Source organism: Glycomyces rhizosphaerae (genome assembly GCF_042647865.1).
GTDB classification, from domain to species: Bacteria; Actinomycetota; Actinomycetes; order Mycobacteriales; family Micromonosporaceae; genus Glycomyces; species Glycomyces rhizosphaerae.
The window spans coordinates 176,543-195,291 of sequence record NZ_JBHRWO010000015.1 but is presented as its reverse complement, the minus strand read 5'-3'; the positions used below and the strand labels follow the sequence as shown (position 1 = coordinate 195,291).

Annotated in this window: 10 protein-coding genes; 7 read left to right on the top strand and 3 right to left on the bottom strand. The window is 68.9% G+C overall.

Annotated features, from left to right (window positions below; all coding sequences use genetic code 11):
- Positions 1–774 precede the first annotated feature (774 nt).
- The 3 genes from ACFO8M_RS18100 to ACFO8M_RS18090 form a co-directional block, all read right to left on the bottom strand.
- Positions 775–4,122 carry a DUF4132 domain-containing protein gene (locus tag ACFO8M_RS18100; protein WP_387978114.1) on the bottom strand — a complete coding sequence of 1,116 codons (3,348 nt, stop codon included), beginning with the start codon at positions 4,120–4,122 and terminating at the stop codon, positions 775–777.
- Between the two features lie 81 nt (positions 4,123–4,203).
- Entirely contained in the window at positions 4,204–7,521 is a 3,318-nt protein-coding gene (locus ACFO8M_RS18095; protein WP_387978112.1) for a DUF4132 domain-containing protein, read from the bottom strand.
- A 108-nt stretch (positions 7,522–7,629) separates the two neighbouring features.
- Positions 7,630–8,622, bottom strand: coding sequence for a heme o synthase (locus ACFO8M_RS18090; protein ID WP_387978110.1), 993 nt, complete (start codon positions 8,620–8,622; stop codon positions 7,630–7,632).
- A 177-nt stretch (positions 8,623–8,799) separates the two neighbouring features.
- On the opposite strand from ACFO8M_RS18090, the gene tkt reads away from it, so the two are divergent.
- The 7 genes from tkt (at position 8,800) to ACFO8M_RS18055 (ending at position 18,742) form a co-directional block, all read left to right on the top strand.
- The gene (gene tkt / locus ACFO8M_RS18085; RefSeq protein ID WP_387978108.1) at positions 8,800–10,914 is read left to right on the top strand and encodes a transketolase; all 2,115 of its coding nucleotides are present in this window, start codon (positions 8,800–8,802) and stop codon (positions 10,912–10,914) included.
- Between the two features lie 39 nt (positions 10,915–10,953).
- Positions 10,954–12,075, top strand: a complete 1,122-nt coding sequence (tal, locus tag ACFO8M_RS18080) for a transaldolase (protein WP_387978107.1) — start codon at positions 10,954–10,956, stop codon at positions 12,073–12,075.
- Positions 12,072–13,688, top strand: coding sequence for a glucose-6-phosphate isomerase (locus ACFO8M_RS18075; RefSeq protein WP_387978105.1), 1,617 nt, complete (start codon positions 12,072–12,074; stop codon positions 13,686–13,688). The genes tal and ACFO8M_RS18075 overlap by 4 nt, the downstream gene beginning before the upstream one ends.
- A complete protein-coding gene (zwf, locus tag ACFO8M_RS18070; RefSeq protein ID WP_387978103.1) occupies positions 13,689–15,227 on the top strand; it encodes a glucose-6-phosphate dehydrogenase in 1,539 nt (512 codons plus the stop codon).
- Between the two features lie 15 nt (positions 15,228–15,242).
- Positions 15,243–16,187, top strand: coding sequence for a glucose-6-phosphate dehydrogenase assembly protein OpcA (locus ACFO8M_RS18065; RefSeq protein WP_387978101.1), 945 nt, complete (start codon positions 15,243–15,245; stop codon positions 16,185–16,187).
- A complete protein-coding gene (pgl, locus tag ACFO8M_RS18060) occupies positions 16,184–16,930 on the top strand; it encodes a 6-phosphogluconolactonase (protein WP_387978099.1) in 747 nt (248 codons plus the stop codon). Before ACFO8M_RS18065 ends, pgl begins: the two co-directional genes overlap by 4 nt.
- Before the next feature lie 126 nt (positions 16,931–17,056).
- Entirely contained in the window at positions 17,057–18,742 is a 1,686-nt protein-coding gene (locus ACFO8M_RS18055; protein WP_387978097.1) for a DUF262 domain-containing protein, read from the top strand.
- Positions 18,743–18,749: the final 7 nt, after the last annotated feature.

The following is an 18,749-nucleotide window of genomic DNA, read 5'->3' as shown; positions in this document are numbered from 1 at the left end:
AGTGTCCGGAACGAGGCACACCAAGCACACGCGAAGCGAAGCGATGCGCCGCGGCGTTCAACAGCGGCACACCAGGGCCCTGCACGAGACGGGCCCTGCCCGGGACAGCCTGCACGGCATCAGCCCCCGGGGAGCGAGCAGCCCGACAACCCGAAGCCGTGAAGGCCGAAGGCCCGAAGGCGGAAGGCCCGAAGACGGAAACCGGAGGGCTGGGGCTGGAGAAAGGCGGAAGCCGGAGGGCTGGGGCTGGGGTTGGAGAGCAGCAGCCGGGAAGTGGAGGTCGGCAGAGCGAAGCCGCAGGACCGAGACCGGAAGGAGATACGAAGGCCATGACGAACCCGCCGCGCCCACCGCGCCCCAACCCGGTCGATGCCGACCGGCAGGCCCCGCGAGCCGCCAAGCACCCCACCACAAGACACTCGGCGCGCTCCGAGACGACCGGCGCGGCCGAGCCGAGCCGAGCGCCCACCGCGGGCCGGAGTCCGGCCGCACCGGCCGCCCCGCTTCCCGTCGCCGACCGCCCGAACCCCGACCCGAACCAACCCGGCCACGGTCACGCCCCCGCCACGGCCGCCCCGCTTCCCGTCGCTGACCGCCCGAACCCCGACCCGAACCAACCCGGCCACGGTCACACCCCCGTACCGCTATTCTGAGAAACCCCCCCAGCCGAGCGCCTCGCTAAACTCCTGGGCGACAACGAATAACCATCAGTGCTGCAAAACACGCCTAGAAACCGCCTCCCGACCCGGGACCGCACCGTCGGCGCGAGTGTCCTCATTGCCGTTTCGTGAGTCGGGCGAGCCCGGCGAGTGCTTCGGAGGCGGACACCGGGTCGATGTCCTTGAGCCGCTTGCCGTCGGGTGCGAGCGGCACCCCGTAGTCCTCGATCTGGGAGAGGCAGACGCTGACGATCTTCTGGTCCGGGAGGGCGCTCACGCTCCCGGTGTAGATGCCGGGGTCCAGCATCACCGTGAGGTAGCCGCTGCCGGTCAGGGCGAAGGAGATCCCGGGCTCGACGCCACCGCCCGCCGGGGCGGCCCGGAGCCAGCCCCGCTTCGTGATCCCCAGGAGCGGGCCGACTTCGACGGTCCCGCCTTCGAAGCGGGGGAGGCGGCCCGTGGCGAGGTCTTCTTCGGTGAACGCCATGACCGGGCGGTTCATCTGGTCGAACGGTTGCAGGACCTCGTAGTCGGCCAGCAGCTCCGCCCAGGCCTGGGCCGTCTTCGGGTCGAAGAGGGCCGGGTGGGCGACGCGGATCGTCGATGCCTCTGCGGGCGTGAAGGTCTCGTCGTCCACGTTGCTGAAGGAGCCGTCCTCGGCTATGCGGAAACCGGTCCGGGCGCCCTGGTGCTCGGCGATCCAGACGAGCCGCCGCGCGAGGTGGCCGACGAGCGCGTGCCGCACCAGGTGCTCGCCGAACTCCGCCACGGTCCAGGTGCGGCCGTTGACCATCGCCGCTTCGAGGCGTTTCACGAGGTCGGCCGCGACCGTGCGGAGGTCCTTCTTCAAAGCGGTGAACCGCCGGTAGGCGTCCTCGGCCGCGGCTCCGTCGTCCTTCGCGCCGGGTTTGGGGAGAGTTTTGCGCGGCTTGCCGTCACCGTCGCGGACGAACGGCTTCAGCTGCTCGTCGAACGTGACGGTGAACTTGCGGGGCCCGTAGTCGATGACGAGCGCGGCCGCGTCGCCGAGCCCGAAGTCGGGCACGAGCCGGTCGGCGAGCTGCTCGGCGGTCAGACCGAGTCGCTTCGCGATGATCTCGATCTGCTGGCCTGCCTCCCAGCGGATCGCGTCGAACTTGGCCTTCTCGGCGATGGTCTGGATCGCGCGCATGGCGGTCTCGGTGCCGATCGCGCCGAGCACCTGCAGGCCCTTGACGGCCCGCTGGTGCTGGTTCACCCCGGGCCAGGCCGCGACGAGCGGCGCGAGGGTGCGGACGGTGTGGTCGTCAGCGAAATGCGCGAGCTGGCTGAGCGCCCAGGACTCGGCGGTCGGCGCCCCGGCGTTCAACCACCGCTCGAAGACGTCCAGGGAGAAGCGGCCGAGCGACGCGCGGTCGCAAGTCTCGGCGATGACCTCGACACCGGCGTAAGCGAACTCGGGAGTCGTGAACGCGAGGACGGTGAGAAGGTGCTCGACCGCGTCCAGCGGCAGGGCCCGCTCGCCACCGGCCAGGAGCACCTGCGGCAGCAGTGCCGGTGCGGCCCAGGCGACCGGTTTGGGGATCTTCACCCCGACTGGCAGGAGCGGGTCGGTTTCCTCGATCGCCGCCAGTGCCGCCACGGCCTCGTCGCCGTACCGGGCGGCGGCCTCGCGCACCAGGTCGGGCCCGTGGCTCGCGGCGAGATAGCGCAAGGCGGTCTCGGCGGGCTTGCGCGCCTTCTTATCCGCCCCGAGTGCGTCCGGAATGAGAAGCACGGCGGCGTCGGCGCTGTGCCGGTCGAGCCAAGCGGTAGCTATGGTGCGCAAGGACTTGAGCCGTGTGAACGCGTCGGCCATGTCCCTGGCCGCGGTGAGGTTCGCGATCGGCAGCGCCGCCTCGCGGCAGCTCGCATCGGCGCTCGCGGCCCTGGCGACCTGCTCGGAAACGGTCGCCTCGAAGCGAGCCAAGACCCGTTGCAGCTCATGGCGGGCCCAGATGCCGAGCGGTGGCCTGAAATGCCAGCGGTCGGCGAGCGGCGCGGCGATCGCCAATGGCGCGTGGGCGAGAAGGTGCAGGCCGTCCTCCGACGGCAGATTGCGCAGCTCGAGCCGGCGGGCGTCCTGGTCCCAGCGGTCCTCGTCGTGGGTGTCGCTGAAGTCGTATCCGGCGTTCGCGAAGACCTCGCGCTCGTCTGCGGCCCACACGACCCGGTTGATCGCAGGCGGCTCGAGGCCTGCGATGACGACGGCCTTCCTCTTGGGGCCCTTGGCGGTCCACGGCGGGGTGGTCAGGAGCGGCGGCAGTTCGGACGGGTCGGCTTCGGGGAGGCGCCGGTCGTCGGCGAATAGCGGCTCCAGGACCGCACGCGCCTCGGTGTCCAGGTGCGGCAGCGCGGAGCCGAACGCGGGCAAGGCGTTCAAGAGCGCGAAGAGCAATTCGCGCCTGGCGGGGCCCGCTCCCTGGAGACGGTCGGCAACGACGCGGAGCATCCGAAGCGGGAAGCGCTGCGCGAACTCGATCGCGAACCCCATGACGTCGCTCTCGTAGAGTCGTTCGGCGAGATAGTCGGCGGCTTCGTCGGAGGGGAGCATCGCCAGCGCCTTGTGGAGTCTTCTGCGCCAGGCCACGGGGTGGGTGTCCTTCACGCTGTCGATCACGATCGGCGCGGCGGCGGCGCCGAGGCGGCCGACCAGGCACGCGAGTTCCGGGTTATTGAGGTGGTAAGGGGGGATCCGGAGCGGTTGCAGCGTGTCCAGCTGATCGACGGTGGTCACCGCTTGCAGCAGCAGCAGTTCGGTGACGTCGACGCCCCGGTTCTGGCCTCGGTGCTCGCTGCAGACCTCGTCGGTCCATTCCCGTTCGTCGGGGACGAGCAGGGCCACCGCGAGCCGTTCGGCGGGGTTCGTACGCTGGCGCGCGAGCGCTTCGCGGACGGCGGCGTACTCCGTGTCCGAGGCGGCGGTGATCAGGTGGCGGAAGTCGGTGAGGAGGCCGTCCGGGACGCTGCGGCCCCAGCCGTGGCCGTTGAGGTGCATTTGGCGGAGGCGGACCTGTTTCCCGGGGTCCCTGCCGGTGTCGAGCGTGAAGAACATCGCCGCGGCCTCGGCGGCGAACGGGAGGCCGTGGTCAGCGATGAGCCGGTGGAACATGGCCCGGGACGCGGCCGCCTTGCGCTCGATGAACTCGGTCGTCACCGGGTTGCCGCCGATGTTGTGGCAGATGACGGTGGTGACGACGGCCGCGCCGACCGGGTCGGGGGTGCCGTCGAGGAAGGCGAAGCCGCTGGGTTTGAACCGCTCGTGGAGCATCTGGTCGAGGATCGCGCGGGCCCAGACTTCGTGCTCGGCGTACAGCAGGCCGCCTTGGTCCTCGTCGAGTGCGACCTTGCGTGGTTTCCCCGAGGACCGCGTCGGCTTCAAATACCGTTCCCAGTTGCGGGGGAAGTGGACCTGGTCTTCTTGGGGTGCAAGGGCTTCCGTCATCAGCGTCCTTCGTGCGGCCGGGAATGTCGCACCGAGCTTAGAAAGCCGGTGCGACATTCCCGTTCTGTCACTGAATGGACACTATGCAGTGCCGGTGAGCCGGGCGAGCGACGCGAGGATCTCGGAGGCGGTGACCGGGTCGATGTCGGTGGCGACCGTAAAGCCCGATTCGTCCGCGTAGTACTTGTCAAAGCTCGCGTCGGTCCTGAGCCGGACGCGCGTGATCGTCTGCACCGGATGCTCGCTCACGTCGCCGACGTAGATGCCGGGATCCAAAGTCACGGTGACGAAACCGCCGCCGGGCAGCCGGTGCGCGATGCCGGGCTCGACTCCGCCGTTCTCCGGTGCGGCCCGGAACCAACCGCGGTTCGTCATCCCGAGGATCCGCCCGACGTCGACCTGGACGCCTTCGAAACGAGTGAGTCGGCCGGTGGCGAGTTCGTCCTCGGTGAAGGCCAAGACGGGGCGGTTCAGCTGGTCGAAGGGCTGCAGGATCTCATAGTCGGCGAAGACCTCGGCCCAAGCGGCGGCTTCGGAGCCCAGTTGAACCGGATGGGCGACGCGGATGCGGCCCGTCTCGGGGAGATCGACCGCCTCGTCCTCGACGTCGCCGAAGGTCCCGTCCTCGGCGATGCGGAAGCCGAACCGGTCGCCCTCCACTTCGGCCAGCCACACGAGGCGGCGCGTGAGGTGTCTGGTGAGCGCGTGCTCGGCGAAGCAGCGGCGGAACTCCTCGACGGACCAGTCGCGGCCGGACACCATGGCGGTCTCGATGCGGCGCACCTGGTCGACCGCGACGCCGCGCAGTTCCTTCTTCAAAGCGGCGAAACGCTGGTAGGCCTCTTCAGCCAAGTCGGGGTCGTCCTTCGCACCGGGCTTGGGCAGGCTCTTGCGCGGCTTGCCCGTGTCGTCGGTGACGAGCGGCCGGAGCTGCTCGTCGAAGGCCACGGTGAACGTGCGCGGCCCGTAGTCGAAGACGAGCGCGCCCGCCTCGCCGAGTCCGAAGTCGGGCACGAGCCGGTCGGCGAGCTGCTCGCGGCTCAACCCGAGTTCCTCGGCGACGCGTTCGATCTGGCGACCTGCCTCTCTTTGGAGCGCGTTGAACTTCACCTTGTCGGCGATGGTCTGGATCGCCCGCAGGTCCTCCTCGGTGCCGATCGCGCCCAGCACCTCCAGGCCGGTGACGGCCCGCTTGTGCAGGCTCTCGCCGGGCCATTCGCGGATGAGCGGGGCAAGGGCCCACACGGTCGCGTCGTCGGCGAAATGGATGAGCTGCGTCAGCGCCCAAGCATCCTTTGCGGGGGCGCCGATCGCGGTCCACCGGTCGAACAGCGCCCGGCTGAACCGGGCGAGCGAATCGCGGTCGCAGGCTTCGGCGACGACTGCGATGCCGGGATAGGCGTAATCCGGGGTCCCCAAGGCCAGCACGGTGATCAGATGCGGAATCGCCTCGGCGGGCAGCGCCCGCTCACCGCCCTTGAGGAGGACCTGCGGAAGGATCAGCGGGGTGATCCAGTTGCCGAGCTTGGGGACCTTGACGCGCGGCACCAGCGGATCGACCTCGAGCAGGGCCGTGATCGCCTCGGCCGCTTCGGTTCCGTACTCGGCGGCCGCAGCCGTGATGGCTTCCTTGCCGTGGCGCGAGGCGAGGTGGGCCAGCGCGAACTCGGCGTAGCGGCGGAGGCGCTTGTCCGACCCGAGAGCGTCGGGTACCAGAAACGGCACCGCGGCGAGCCCGTGGCGCTCGAACCACTCGATCGCGCTGGTCCTGGCGGACTTGAGCCGCTCCAGACGCTCGGCCGCGATGCGGGCGGCGGCCAGGTTCAGGATCGGTCCGGGGAGGGCCTGGCAGCGGTGATTGGCGGCGGGGACCTTGAGGACCCGGTCGATCACGCGCTCGCCGTAGCGGGCGAGGATGCGCAAGAGGTTGTATGGATAGTCGGCGTCCGCCTCGCCGTTCCAGCGCGCCAGGATCGCTTCGGCCTGCTCGGGCGGCGCGTACGCCACGGCGGCAGCGAGTTCGTAGTCGTCGAGCTTGGTTTCCAGGTCGCCGTCCCAGAGCTGCTCGTCGCGGTAGTAGAGGCTCTGGCCGTGCCATCGGTCCTTCTCGGCTTCGGTCCAGGCCACGTGCGATTCGGCGGGCGGTTCCAGGCCTTCGATGACGACCGGTTTCGCCTTGGGCCGCTTGCGGGTCCAGGGCGGGGTGACCAGCAGCGGCGGCAGGTCAGCGGGGCAGGCTTCGGGGACGCGGCCGTCGCCGGCGAGCAGGTCGGCGAGCACCGCCCGGTCCGCGTCACTCAAGTGGACGTGCAGTTCGCGGTCGACGAGGTTCACGACGGCGGTGAGCCAGAGGCGCACGTCGGCGTTCGCCGCCGGGGCGAGCCGCGCGGCGACGCGGAGGACGCGGACGGGGAAGCGGGCGGCGGCCTCGGTCGCAGACTCCCACACGTTCGGCAAGTCGAGGCGCTCGAAGACGAACGCCGTGGCCTCGTCGCTGGGCATCAGGGCGATCGCCCGGTAGAGCTGCTTCCTGAAGCCGTCGTTGTAATAATGGCGGATCTTCTCGGTCTCGAGGAGGACCGGCAGCGCGCCGGTGCCGAGGCCGCCGAGCAGGACGACGACGGTCTCGACGTTCCCGATGTAGTCCTCGATTTCGGTAACGCCCGCAGCCGCCAGGTGCTCGGCGCGGCTGGCGGCGAGGAGGATGGCCCACTCACCCGAGGACCAGTGTTTGGCCTTCCCGTAGTCGGTGCAGGCCTCGAGGACCCATGCGGGCTCGGTGGGGAGCAGGAGCATGGCGGCGATGCGCTTCGGGCCGGTATCGCGGTGCCCCGCGACCGCCGCCACCACTTCGGCGTACTCCTCGTCGGAGGCGGCGGCCAGGATCGACCGCACCGCGGCGATCCCGCCGTAGGTCAGTTCATGGGTGTCCGGGTGCTCGACCTGGTGCTCGGTGACGGTGCGCTTCGCGATGGCCTGGCCCCCGAAGTACCCGTCGGTGGCCGGGTCGACGGCGAGGCGTTCGACAGCTGCGGCCGTCGCGAAGGCCAGGCCGTGCTCGTACAGCCAGCAGTCGAATTCCGGACGCAGTCGCGAGGCATCGGCGCGCCCGCCGTAGTCGAGGATCAACGTCGCGATCGCCGCCGCGCCGCGGGGATCGGGCTTCCCTTCGAGGTACGCCTCCGCCGCGGCGGCGAACGGAGCGTTCCCGGGCATCGCCAGCGCGGCACGCAGCTGCCTTTCCCGCTTCGCGATCCCCCGCTGCCACCGTCCGAGCCATTCGGGGTCGGCGAGCTCGACCGGTTTCCCGTCCCGTCTGCCGCGCCACGGCAGCAGCTTGGCGCTCCAAGCGGCGGGAATCTCGAGCTGGTCTTCTTGGGGTGCAACGTGGTCGGTCATCGGAGCCCTTCGTGCGGCCGAGTGTGTCGCCCACGACGATAGGTCCGCGGTGCGACACCCCGGAAGAACGCCGAAGGCCCGGCCGGAGCCGGGCCTTCGAACAGCGCATTACATGAGGAAGGAGTCGACCGCCACCGCGAGGAAGAGCAGGGTGAGATAGCTGGTGGACCAGTGGAAGAGGCGCATCGGCTTGGGGTCCTCGCCGCGGTTGACGCGGCCGAGGAGCTTGTGGCATTCCAGGACGAACAGACCGCCGGTGACCAGCGCGACGACGCCGTAGAGCCAGGTCGCGCCGGGCTGGAGGAGCACGGGCACGAGGGAGACGACGAGCATCAACCAGCCGTAGACGACCGATTCGATCGCGACGCGCTTGGCGGGGGCGACCACGGGGAGCATGGGGATGCCCGCGGCGGCGTAGTCGTCCTTGAACTTCATGGCGAGCACGTAGAAGTGCGGGGGCTGCCAGAGGAAGACGATGGCGAAAAGGACCCAGGCCATCCACGACATGTGGCCGGTGACCGCGGCCCAGCCGATGAGCACGGGGGCCGCGCCGCAGGCGCCGCCCCAGACCGTGTTGTACGGCGTGGTGCGCTTGAGCCAGATCGTGTAGACGACGTCGTAGTAGACGATCGCGCCGAAGGTGAGGAGCGCGGCGAGCCAGTTGACGAGGAAGCCCATGCCGAGGACCGCGATCGCGCCGATGACGAGGCCGAAGATCAAGGCGTTGCGCGGCGGGATCTGGTGCTTGGCGAGCGGGCGGCGCGAGGTGCGGGCCATGAGCTGGTCGATGTCGCGGTCGATGTAGCAGTTGATCGCGTTCGCCGAGCCCGCGGCGAGGGCGCCGCCGATGAGGGTCGCGAGGACCGCGGTGAGCGACGGCAGGGCGTCGAACTCCATGCGCGCGGCCACGAGCATCGCCGGGATCGTGGTGATGAGGAGCAGCTCGACGATGCGCGGCTTCGTCAGCGAGACGTAGGCACCGATGAGGGTGCGCAGGTCCGGCTTCGCCGGTGCTTCGGCGCCGGGCGCGGGCAGTTCGATTCGCTTGCGGGCCTGGGGCCGGGGGGGATCTGCCAGGGCGCGGGTCGGGTCCTCGTTCATCACCGCTCACCATACGGGCAGTGAGGAGGTGACCTGGGCCTGGGGCAAGGGCCCCTACCTGGGGGTTTCGGATGGGAGACTTGCTCGTGGGCGGGTTCACAACCCGCGAAATTCCGCCCTCCGAGAGACTGCGCATAAAGTTCAGCCTGTGTAGGTAGGGTCAGAAGGCACACGTCAATGGCCCAAATACGACGAGTACCAAGGAGTATCGCAGTGGCACAGTTCGAGTGGACCGCACTTGACGATAAGGCGGTCGACACGGCGCGGCTGCTCGCCGCCGACGCGGTGGAGAAGGCCGGCAACGGCCACCCCGGCACCGCTATGAGCCTGGCCCCGGTGGCGCACACCCTGTTCCAGAAGGTCATGCGGCACGACCCGAGTGAGCCGCAGTGGGAGGGCCGCGACCGTTTCGTGCTTTCGTGCGGGCACTCGAGCCTGACGCTGTACGTGCAGTTGTACCTCCACGGCTACGGCCTGGAGCTTGAGGACCTGCAGAGCCTGCGCCAGTGGGGATCCCTGACCCCGGGCCACCCCGAGGTGGGCCACACCGCCGGCGTCGAGACCACGACCGGGCCGTTGGGCCAGGGTCTGGCGACCGCCGTGGGCATGGCGATGGCGGCGCGCCGCGAGCGCGGCCTGTTCGACCCCGAGCCGGCCGTCGGCGAGAGCCTGTTCGACCACTTCGTGTACGTGATCGCGTCCGATGGCGACATCGAAGAGGGCGTCACCCACGAGGCCTCCGCGCTCGCGGGCGTGCAGGAGCTTGGCAACCTCGTCGTCGTCTACGACGACAACGAGATCTCCATCGAGGACGACACCAAGATCGCCCTCGGCGAGGACACCGCCGCCCGCTACGAGTCCTACGGCTGGCACGTCCAGACCGTCGACTGGAAGGCCGGGGCTGAGTACCACGAGGACACGAAGGCCCTGTTCGAGGCCATCGAGGCCGCGAAGGCCGTCACCGACAAGCCCTCGCTGATCCGTCTGAAGACCATCATCGGCTGGCCCGCCCCGAAGAAGCAGAACTCCTACGCCGCGCACGGCTCCGCCCTTGGCGCCGAAGAGATCGCCGCGACCAAGGAGCTGCTCGGCTTCGACCCGGCCGTGTCGTTCAACGTGCCCGAGGACGTGCTCGCCTACACGCGCGGCACCACCGCGCGCGGCCAGGCCGACCGCTCGGCGTGGCTGACCGACTTCAACAACTGGGCCGCCGAGAACCCCGAGAAGAAGGCCCTGCACGACCGCCTGTGGGCCGGCGAGTTCCCCGAGGGCTTCGAGGACGCGTTCCCCGAGTTCGAGCCGTCCGCCAAGGGCGTCGCCACCCGTTCCGCCTCCGGCAAGGTGCTCTCGGCGCTCGCGCCGGTCCTGCCCGAGCTGTGGGGCGGCTCGGCCGACCTCGCGGGCTCGAACAACACCACGATGGACGGCGAGCCGTCGTTCCTGCCGCTGTCGCGCCAGACGAAGGCCTACCCGGGCAACCCGTACGGCCGCACCCTCCACTTCGGCATCCGCGAGTTCGGCATGGGCGCGATCCTCAACGGCATCAAGCTCCACGGCCCGACCCGCCCGTACGGCGGCACGTTCCTCGTGTTCTCCGACTACATGCGCGGCGCGGTCCGTCTCGCGGCCCTCATGAAGACCCCCGTGGTCTACGTGTGGACGCACGACTCGATCGGCCTCGGCGAGGACGGCCCGACCCACCAGCCGGTCGAGCACCTCGCGTCCCTGCGTGCGATCCCGGGCCTGGACGTCATCCGCCCCGGCGACGCCAACGAGACCGCCGTGGTCTGGAAGACCCTGCTGCAGAAGAACGACCGCCCGGCCGCGCTGGCGCTGACCCGCCAGAACATCCCGGTGTACGACCGCACGAAGTTCGCTTCGGCCGAGGGTGCCGCCAAGGGCGCGTACACGCTCCTCGACACCGAGGGCACCCCGGACGTGATCCTCATGGGCTCCGGCTCCGAGGTCCAGCTGGCCGTCGAGGCCGCCGAGTCGCTCGCCTCCGAGGGCGTCAAAGCCCGCGTCGTGTCGGTCCCGTCGATCGAGTGGTTCGACGAGCAGGACGAGGACTACCGCGAGTCGGTGCTGCCCAAGGCGGTCAAGGCCCGCGTGTCGGTCGAGGCCGGCATCGCCCTGTCCTGGCGCGACCTCGTGGGTGACGCGGGAGTCAGCGTCTCCCTGGAACACTTCGGTGCCTCCGCGCCGTTCCAGAAGCTGTACGAGGAGTTCGGCATCACCGCCGCCGCCGTGGCGGACGCGGCCCGCTCCTCCATCAAGAAGGCACAGCAGTAGCAACGTCGAAGAACTAGCTGGAAAGCTGGAGGAACACCGATGAGCGCGAACGAGAACCTCGCGGGATTGTCCGCAGCGGGTGTGTCGGTCTGGTTGGACGACATCTCGCGTGAACGCCTGGAAACGGGCAACCTGAAGGACCTCATCGCCGGGTCGTCCGTTGTGGGCGTCACCTCGAACCCGTCCATTTTCGCTGCGGCCCTTGCCAAGGGCAGCGGCTACGACGAGCAGATCGCCGACCTCGCGGTCCGCAAAACGAGCGTCGACGAGGCCGCTCGCGCCATCACCACCTTCGACATCCGCTGGGCGGCGGACGTCCTGGCCCCGGTCTTCGAGACCACCGGGGGCCAGGACGGCCGCGTGTCCATCGAGGTCGACCCGCGCCTCGCCCACGAGACGCAGGCGACCATCGCCGAGGCCAAGGCCCTGTGGTGGGCCGTGGACCGGCCGAACACGATGATCAAGATCCCCGCCACCAAGGCCGGACTCCCCGCCATCACGGCCGCGATCGCGGCGGGCATCAGCGTCAACGTGACGCTGATCTTCTCGCTCGAGCGCTACCGCGAGGTCATGGACGCCTACATGGCGGGCCTGGAGTCCGCCAAGGCGGCCGGGATCGACCTCTCCGCGATCCGTTCCGTCGCCTCGTTCTTCGTGTCCCGTGTGGACTCCGAGATCGACAAGCGGCTGGACGGCATCGGCACCGACCTCGCGCTGGCCCTCAAGGGCAAGGCCGCGGTCGCCAACGCGCGCTTGGCGTACCAGGAGTTCGAGAACGTCGTCGCGTCCCCGCGCTGGGAGGCCCTGGCCGCGGCCGGCGCCCACCCGCAGCGCCCGCTGTGGGCGTCGACGTCGGTCAAGGACCCCTCGTACCGCGACGTGCTCTACGTCGAGGACCTCGTCGCCCCCGGCACCGTCAACACGATGCCCGAAGGCACGCTCCGCGACTACGCCGACCACGGCGAGACCGAGCCGGACACGGTGCGCCCGTTCTACAACGACGCCGCCGAGGTCATGCTCCGCCTCAAGGACGTCGGCATCGACTACGCCGACGTCGTCCAGGTCCTCGAGGACGAGGGCGTGGAGAAGTTCATCGTCAGCTGGAAGCAGCTCCTGGACCAGATCGAGTCGAAGCTCAGCACGAGTGGAGAACAGAAGTGAGCGATCCGATGGGCAAGATGGAAGCCGCCGGAGGCCTCGCGGTCACCACCGGCGTAGACGTGAATGCGGCGATCGCACGGCTCCGGGGCGAGGGCATCCCCGCCAAGGTCGCCGCCAAAGACGCCACCCTGTGGGGCCCCGAGGCCGAAGAAGAGGCCGCGATCCGGCTCGGCTGGGTCGACACCTTCATCCAGTCGAAGGAGCTCCTCGCGCCGCTCGCGAAGCTGCGCGCCGAGTTCCACGAGCAGGGCATCGACCACATCGCCCTCGCGGGCATGGGCGGCTCCTCGCTCGCCCCCGAGGTCATCTCGCGGACCCTGGACCTGGGCATCAGCATCCTCGACACGACCGACCCCGGTCAGATCATCGCCGAGCTCGGCGAGGCCTCGCTCCGGCGCACCGCCGTCGTCGTGTCCTCCAAGTCCGGCTCCACCGTGGAGACCGACTCCCAGCGTCGCGCCTTCGAGAAGGCCTTCGAGGGCGTCGGGATCACCGAGCACGCGAACCGCTTCGTGTTCGTCACCGACCCCGGCTCCGCCCTCGAGGCGCTCGCGACCGAGCAGGGCTCGCACCTGTTCCTCGCCGACGCCAACGTGGGCGGGCGTTACTCGGCCCTGACCGCGTTCGGGCTCGTCCCGACCGCGCTCGCGGGCGCCGACGTGGCCGAGCTCATCGATCAGGCGGAGGCCTTCGCGGCCACCATCGGCAGCGAAGACGACGACCCGGCGGTCGTGCTGGGCGCGGTCATCGCGGCCAAGCCGACGATCACCATCGCCGACGACGGCACCGGCATCGTGGGCCTGGGCGACTGGGCCGAGCAGCTCATCGCCGAGTCCCTCGGCAAGAACGGCAAGGGCACGCTCCCGGTCGTGCTCGAAAGCCTCTCGGCACCGGGCTCGCGCGGCTCCGACCGCGTGTACGCCACCGTCGGGGGCTCCTCGACCGGCCTGCCGAACTCCGGTTCGGCGCTGGCGATGCCCGACGTGGTCGTCAACGGCCCCCTGGGCGCCCAGTTCCTCGCGTGGGAACTCGCGACCGCGTACGCGGGCTACCTGATCGGCATCGACCCGTTCAACCAGCCCAACGTGACCGAGTCCAAGAACAACACCAACCGCATCCTCGCCGACGGCCTCCCGGACGAGCGTCCGCACGCCGTCGACGGCGCGGTGGAGATCTACGGCTCGCACTCGACGACCGTGACCGGCGCCCTCGGCGAGCTCCTGCTCGACGCCGACAGCGACAACGCCTACATCGCCGTGATGGCCTACCTGGACCGGATCGACGACGCCGAAGTGGCGAAGCTCCGGGCCGAGCTGGCCGACCGCACCGGCGCGCCCGTCACCTGGGGCTGGGGGCCGCGCTTCCTGCACTCGACCGGCCAGTTCCACAAGGGCGGCCGCCAGACCGGCGTGTTCCTGCAGATCACCGGCGAGGTCGGGGAAGACCTGGTCATCCCGGGCCGCGACTACACCTTCGCCGGGCTCCAGGCCGCGCAGGCCGCCGGGGACCGCCAGGCCCTCGAATCGCGCGAGCGCCCGCTCGTGCGCCTGCACCTGACCGACCGCAAGCGCGGCGTCAACCAGCTGCTCCACGCCGTGAGGGAGCTGAGCTAGATGGGCGAGACCCTGCATTCCACCAACCCGCTCCGCGACCCCGCCGACCGGCGGCTCCCGCGGATCCCCGAGCCCTGCGCTCTGGTGATCTTCGGCGTCACCGGCGACCTCGCGAAGAAGAAGCTGATCCCGGCGGTCTACGACCTCGCCAACCGGGGCCTGCTCCCGGCGTCGTTCGTGATCGTCGGCTTCGCCCGCCGCGACTGGGGCGACGAGACGTTCGAGGAGATGGCCCGCGAGTCCGCCAAGTCCCACGCGCGCACCCCGTGGCGCGAAGAGGTCTGGGCCCGGCTCGCCGGCAACTTCAAGTTCGTGCCCGGCACGTTCGACGACGACGAGGCGTTCGACAAGCTCGACGCCACGGTCGACGAGCTGCGCATCACGCACGGCATCGTCGGCAACGCGGCGTTCTACTTCTCGATTCCGCCGCTCGCGTTCCCCACGGTGCTCAAGCAGCTCAAGCGGACCGGCATGTCGGACAACCGCCAGGACGGCGGCGGCTGGCGCCGCGTCGTGGTCGAGAAGCCCTTCGGCGAGGACCGCTCCTCCGCGGCCGAGCTGAACCAGCTCGTCGACGACGTGTTCACCGCGAACGACGTGTTCCGCATCGACCACTACCTCGGCAAGGAGACGGTGCAGAACATCTTCGCGCTGCGCTTCGCCAACGCCATGTTCGAGCCGATCTGGAACTCCAACTACGTCGACCACGTCCAGATCACCATGGCCGAGGACGTCGGCATCGGCTCCCGGGCCGGGTTCTACGACGACAACGGCGCCGCCCGCGACGTCCTCCAGAACCACGTGCTGCAGCTCCTCGCCATCGCGGCCATGGAGCAGCCCAACGGGTTCGAGGCCGAGGAGATCCGCACCGAGAAGCTGAAGGTCCTGCGGGCCATCAAGCTCCACGACGACCTCGAAGCCACCGCCATCCGCGGCCAGTACGCGGACGGCTGGGTCCAGGGCCGCCCCGTCCAGGGCTACCTGGCCGAGGAGAACATCCCGCCGACCTCGACCACCGAGACCTACGCGGCGGTCCAGCTCGGCATCCAGAACCGGCGCTGGAACGGCGTCCCGTTCTACCTGCGCACCGGCAAGCGGCTCCCCAAGCGGGTCACCGAGATCGCGGTGGTCTTCAAGGAGGCCCCGCACATGCCGTTCGCCGACTACGACACCAAGACGCTCGGCAACAACCAGCTGGTCATCCGCGTCCAGCCGGACGAGGGCATCACCGTGAAGTTCGGTTCGAAGGTCCCCGGCACCGGCATGGAGCTGCGGGACATCTCGATGGGCTTCGGCTACGGCGAGACCTTCACCGAGTCCAGCCCCGAGGCGTACGAGCGGCTCATCCTGGACGTCCTGCTGGGCGACAAGACCCTGTTCCCGGACGCGCAGGAAGTGGACGCGTCCTGGGCCGTGGTCGACCCGCTCGAGGAGTTCTGGGCCGGTACCAAGCCCGAACCGTACGAGTCCGGGACCTGGGGCCCGACGGGCGCCGATCTCATGCTGCAAGCATCCGGCCGCCGCTGGCGCCGGGCCTAGAAGGGGAGTCTGGAAGTGCATCTGAAGGACACCACCACCGGCGGCATCATGAAGGCCCTCGACGGGCTCCTGCATGAGGTCGGCGGCGGTTCCAGCCTCGCGCTCAACCTCGTGGCGCTGACCACTGAGGACGAACGCGAAGAGGTCGAGAACGCCGCCTCGGTCGCCGCGCAGGAACACCCGTACCGGCTCATCATGGCGATCCCGCGCGACCTCGAAGCCACCGAGCCGCGCATCGACGCCGAAGTGACCGTGGGCGAGCGGCTCGGCTCCGCCGAGGCGATCATCCTGCGCCTCGACGGCCCGGCCGCCGCGCACCTGAGCTCGATCGTGCTGCCCATGCTGGCCTCCGACGTCCCGGTGGTCACCTGGTGGCTCCTCGACCCGGTCCGCTACGGCCTGGAGCAGGAACTGCGCAGCTTCGCCGACCGCCGCATCACGTACTCGGCCCGCGCCTCGGACCCGGTGCAGTCGCTGTACCGGCGCGCCGAGACGTACGCGGCCGGGGACACCGACATCTGCTGGACCCGCATCAGCCTGTGGCGCTCGCTCATCGCCAGCGCCTTCGACGGGGTGACGCACGCGGTCGAGAAGATCACCATCAAGGCGGACGACGACGACCCGTCGGCGCAGCTCATGGCCGCGTGGCTGCACACGCGTCTGGGCGTGTCGCCGGAGATCGTCGACACCGAGGTGGAGCGCAACTCCGAGCACCTGCCCGCGATCGCCTCGGTGGCGTTCACGATGGCCGGCGGCGAGACGATGGAGGTCGAGCGGAAGGCCGACGGCACCACCGTGCTGCGCCAGGCGGGGCTGCCGAAGCGCCGCCAGACGCTGCAGGGCCGCACGCTCGGTCAGCTGCTCGCCGAGGAGCTGCGGCACATCGACCCCGACACGGCTTACCGGAAGGTGCTGGACACCTTCCAGGAGCACTACGTGGCCGAGCGGGCGAGCGCATGAGCCGTTCGGGTGCGGTGATCGTCCACAACGACGCCGACGTCCTCGCCGAGGCCGTGGCCTCGCGGCTGATCAACCGGCTGGCGGACGCGCAGGCGCACCGCGGCGAGGCGTCGATCGTGCTGACGGGCGGCCGGATCGCGGCGAAGGTGTACCAGAACATCCTGGGTTCACCGATCCGCACGGTCGTGAACTGGTCGAAGGTCGACTTCTGGTGGGGCGACGAGCGGTTCCTGCCGTCCGGCGACCCGGAGCGGAACGAGACGCAGGCGCGGGAGGCGTTCCTGGACCACCTGAAGGTGGATCCGGCGAGGGTCCACCCGATGGCCGCGGCCGACGCCGTTGCGACTCCCGAGGAAGCCGCTGAGCTGTACCGGGCCGAGTTGGCGAAAGCCGCCGGCGGCGAAGGCACTCCGGCGTTCGACCTGCTGCTCTTGGGCATCGGCGAGGACGGGCACGTCGCGTCGCTGTTCCCGGGGAACCCGGCGCTCGACGTCGATGCGGTTGCGGCCGTGGGGGTTCGCAACTCCCCCAAGCCGCCGCCGGAGCGCGTCTCGCTGACGATGACGGCGATCAACTCCGCCACGGCGGCGTGGATCATCGCCTCGGGTGCGGGCAAGGCCGAAGCGGTCGACGAAGCGCTCTCGAAGCGGGAGCTGCCCGCGGGCCGCGTCCAGGCTGTGGGCCACACCAGGTGGCTCATCGACAAGGACGCTGCGGCGAACTTGAAGCACCTGGAGTTCTAGCACCAACGCCGAGGGCCCGGATCGTCCGATCCGGGCCCTCGCTTGCATTGTGTGACGTCCCGATTTGACTCACAACGTATTCTTGTACTGGAATCCTAAGTACCAGCTGTCAAGGAAGACTCACCTGTGACCGAAGAGCGGCTTGAAGCCCAGCCCCGCGCTGACGCATTCCCCATGGACGATGTGATGAGATACGCTTGGAAGGGCATCATCCGCGTCCCTCACTTTCAGCGCGGGTTTCGATGGTCATCCAAGGACGTCATCCGACTCTTCGACAGCATCCTTCGCGGTTATCCGATCGGCAGCCTCCTGCTCTGGGTCCGGAACGCCGACGCCGAAACTCTGACGCTCGGAGCGTTGTCGATCGAGGCACCCGCCAATGATCAGGCCTGGTGGGTCGTCGATGGACAGCAGCGCATCATCTCACTCGCAAACGCGCTACATTCCGATGGTGCCGGAGACGATCGATTCAACCTTTACTACGACCTCGACACCAAGAACTTCACTACGCCGTCTGCCCGCAATCGATCCTCAGAATCTCTTATCCCACTTCCGGTGTTGTGGGACCTCGAGAAACTGCTCGGCTGGTTCGCGAAGCGCGGAGTGCAACACAACCCCGAGCGCCTGGCAGAGGCCACCCGTGTTGCAAAGCGGCTGCGGGAATACCGCATCCCGGCCTACCTCGTCGAGCACGGCGATCAGGCGACTCTCACCGACATCTTCGACCGTATGAACAATTATGGGAAGAGGCTGAGCCGCTCAGAAATCTTTGAAGCGCTCACTGCATCGCCTGAGGCTGAAGCCGACAAGCAATTGACATTGTCGAAGATCGCAGAGAGAATCAACGCCACCACGCAGTTCGGCATTATCCCTGAACGGGCGATTCTTGCTGCGTTCCTCGCTCGAAGGGGCACCGACCCGATGCGCGATGTCCGCTCTGAGTTCGATCAGCGAAGTGATCAGGGTTCAGGCGACTTCCCCGAGGAAACCGACGAGGAGGCACGCGAAAACTGTGCAGTTGCGCTGGAGCAAGCCGTGCACTTCCTTCAGCACTCCGCCGGAGTCCCTCATATCTCGATGCTCTCGTATGAATCACTTCTCGTGGTCCTGACACGGTTCTTCGCTCACTTCCCTGACCCCTCGTCCAACTCCTTGCTGCTACTGCGCCGCTGGTACTGGCGTACGGCAATCGCGGGTCCAACCATTTTCAAAGGCAGCTTCACTCAAATGAACCGCGCCTTGCCACGTAGGATCGTCCCTGGGAAGGAAACCGAATCGGTCCAAGGGCTTCTGGCAGCCATTGCTGGAAAACATGAGATTCCCCCAACGCCGGAAATGCTGCGCACGAACACCGCGTCTTCCAAGCACATTCTCTGTTCTTGGTGGGAATTGCGGCCGCGATCATTCGAGACCGGGGAACCTTTCACCATCGCCGACATCGAAGCCGCGATCGACCGAAACAGCACCGCACGCGATGCGGTCCAACAGCTGTACATTCCCCGGCGCGGAGGCAGATCGTCCTCTCCCGCCAACTATCTGCTGCTCCCTTCGGTTTCGGAGCCTGTGGACGACCTGGTGTCCGTGCTCTCCAGCCCGATTGTCGACCAACAGGCAACCGCTTCAACATTCCACTCGCATCTTCTCGACGAAGCCGCAGTCAACATGCTCCGGGGCGATGATTTCCACGGCTTCCTTGAACATCGAGGTGCTGCCATCGACCGTCAACTCCGGAGGTTCTTGATCCGTATGACCGAGTGGGACCTCGAGGATACCCCCGATATCGCGTTGTTCGAACTCGACGGGGACAGTTAGGATCGGC

What these genes read in the sequence shown, in the direction of transcription:
- pgl (WP_387978099.1), top strand. Translation starts at nt 16,184, where the DNA reads ATGAGCCGTTCGGGTGCGGTGATCGTCCACAACGACGCCGACGTCCTC.
- ACFO8M_RS18100 (WP_387978114.1), bottom strand. Translation starts at nt 4,122, where the DNA reads ATGACGGAAGCCCTTGCACCCCAAGAAGACCAGGTCCACTTCCCCCGC.
- ACFO8M_RS18095 (WP_387978112.1), bottom strand. Translation starts at nt 7,521, where the DNA reads ATGACCGACCACGTTGCACCCCAAGAAGACCAGCTCGAGATTCCCGCC.
- zwf (WP_387978103.1), top strand. Translation starts at nt 13,689, where the DNA reads ATGGGCGAGACCCTGCATTCCACCAACCCGCTCCGCGACCCCGCCGAC.
- tkt (WP_387978108.1), top strand. Translation starts at nt 8,800, where the DNA reads ATGGCCCAAATACGACGAGTACCAAGGAGTATCGCAGTGGCACAGTTC.
- tal (WP_387978107.1), top strand. Translation starts at nt 10,954, where the DNA reads ATGAGCGCGAACGAGAACCTCGCGGGATTGTCCGCAGCGGGTGTGTCG.
- ACFO8M_RS18090 (WP_387978110.1), bottom strand. Translation starts at nt 8,622, where the DNA reads ATGAACGAGGACCCGACCCGCGCCCTGGCAGATCCCCCCCGGCCCCAG.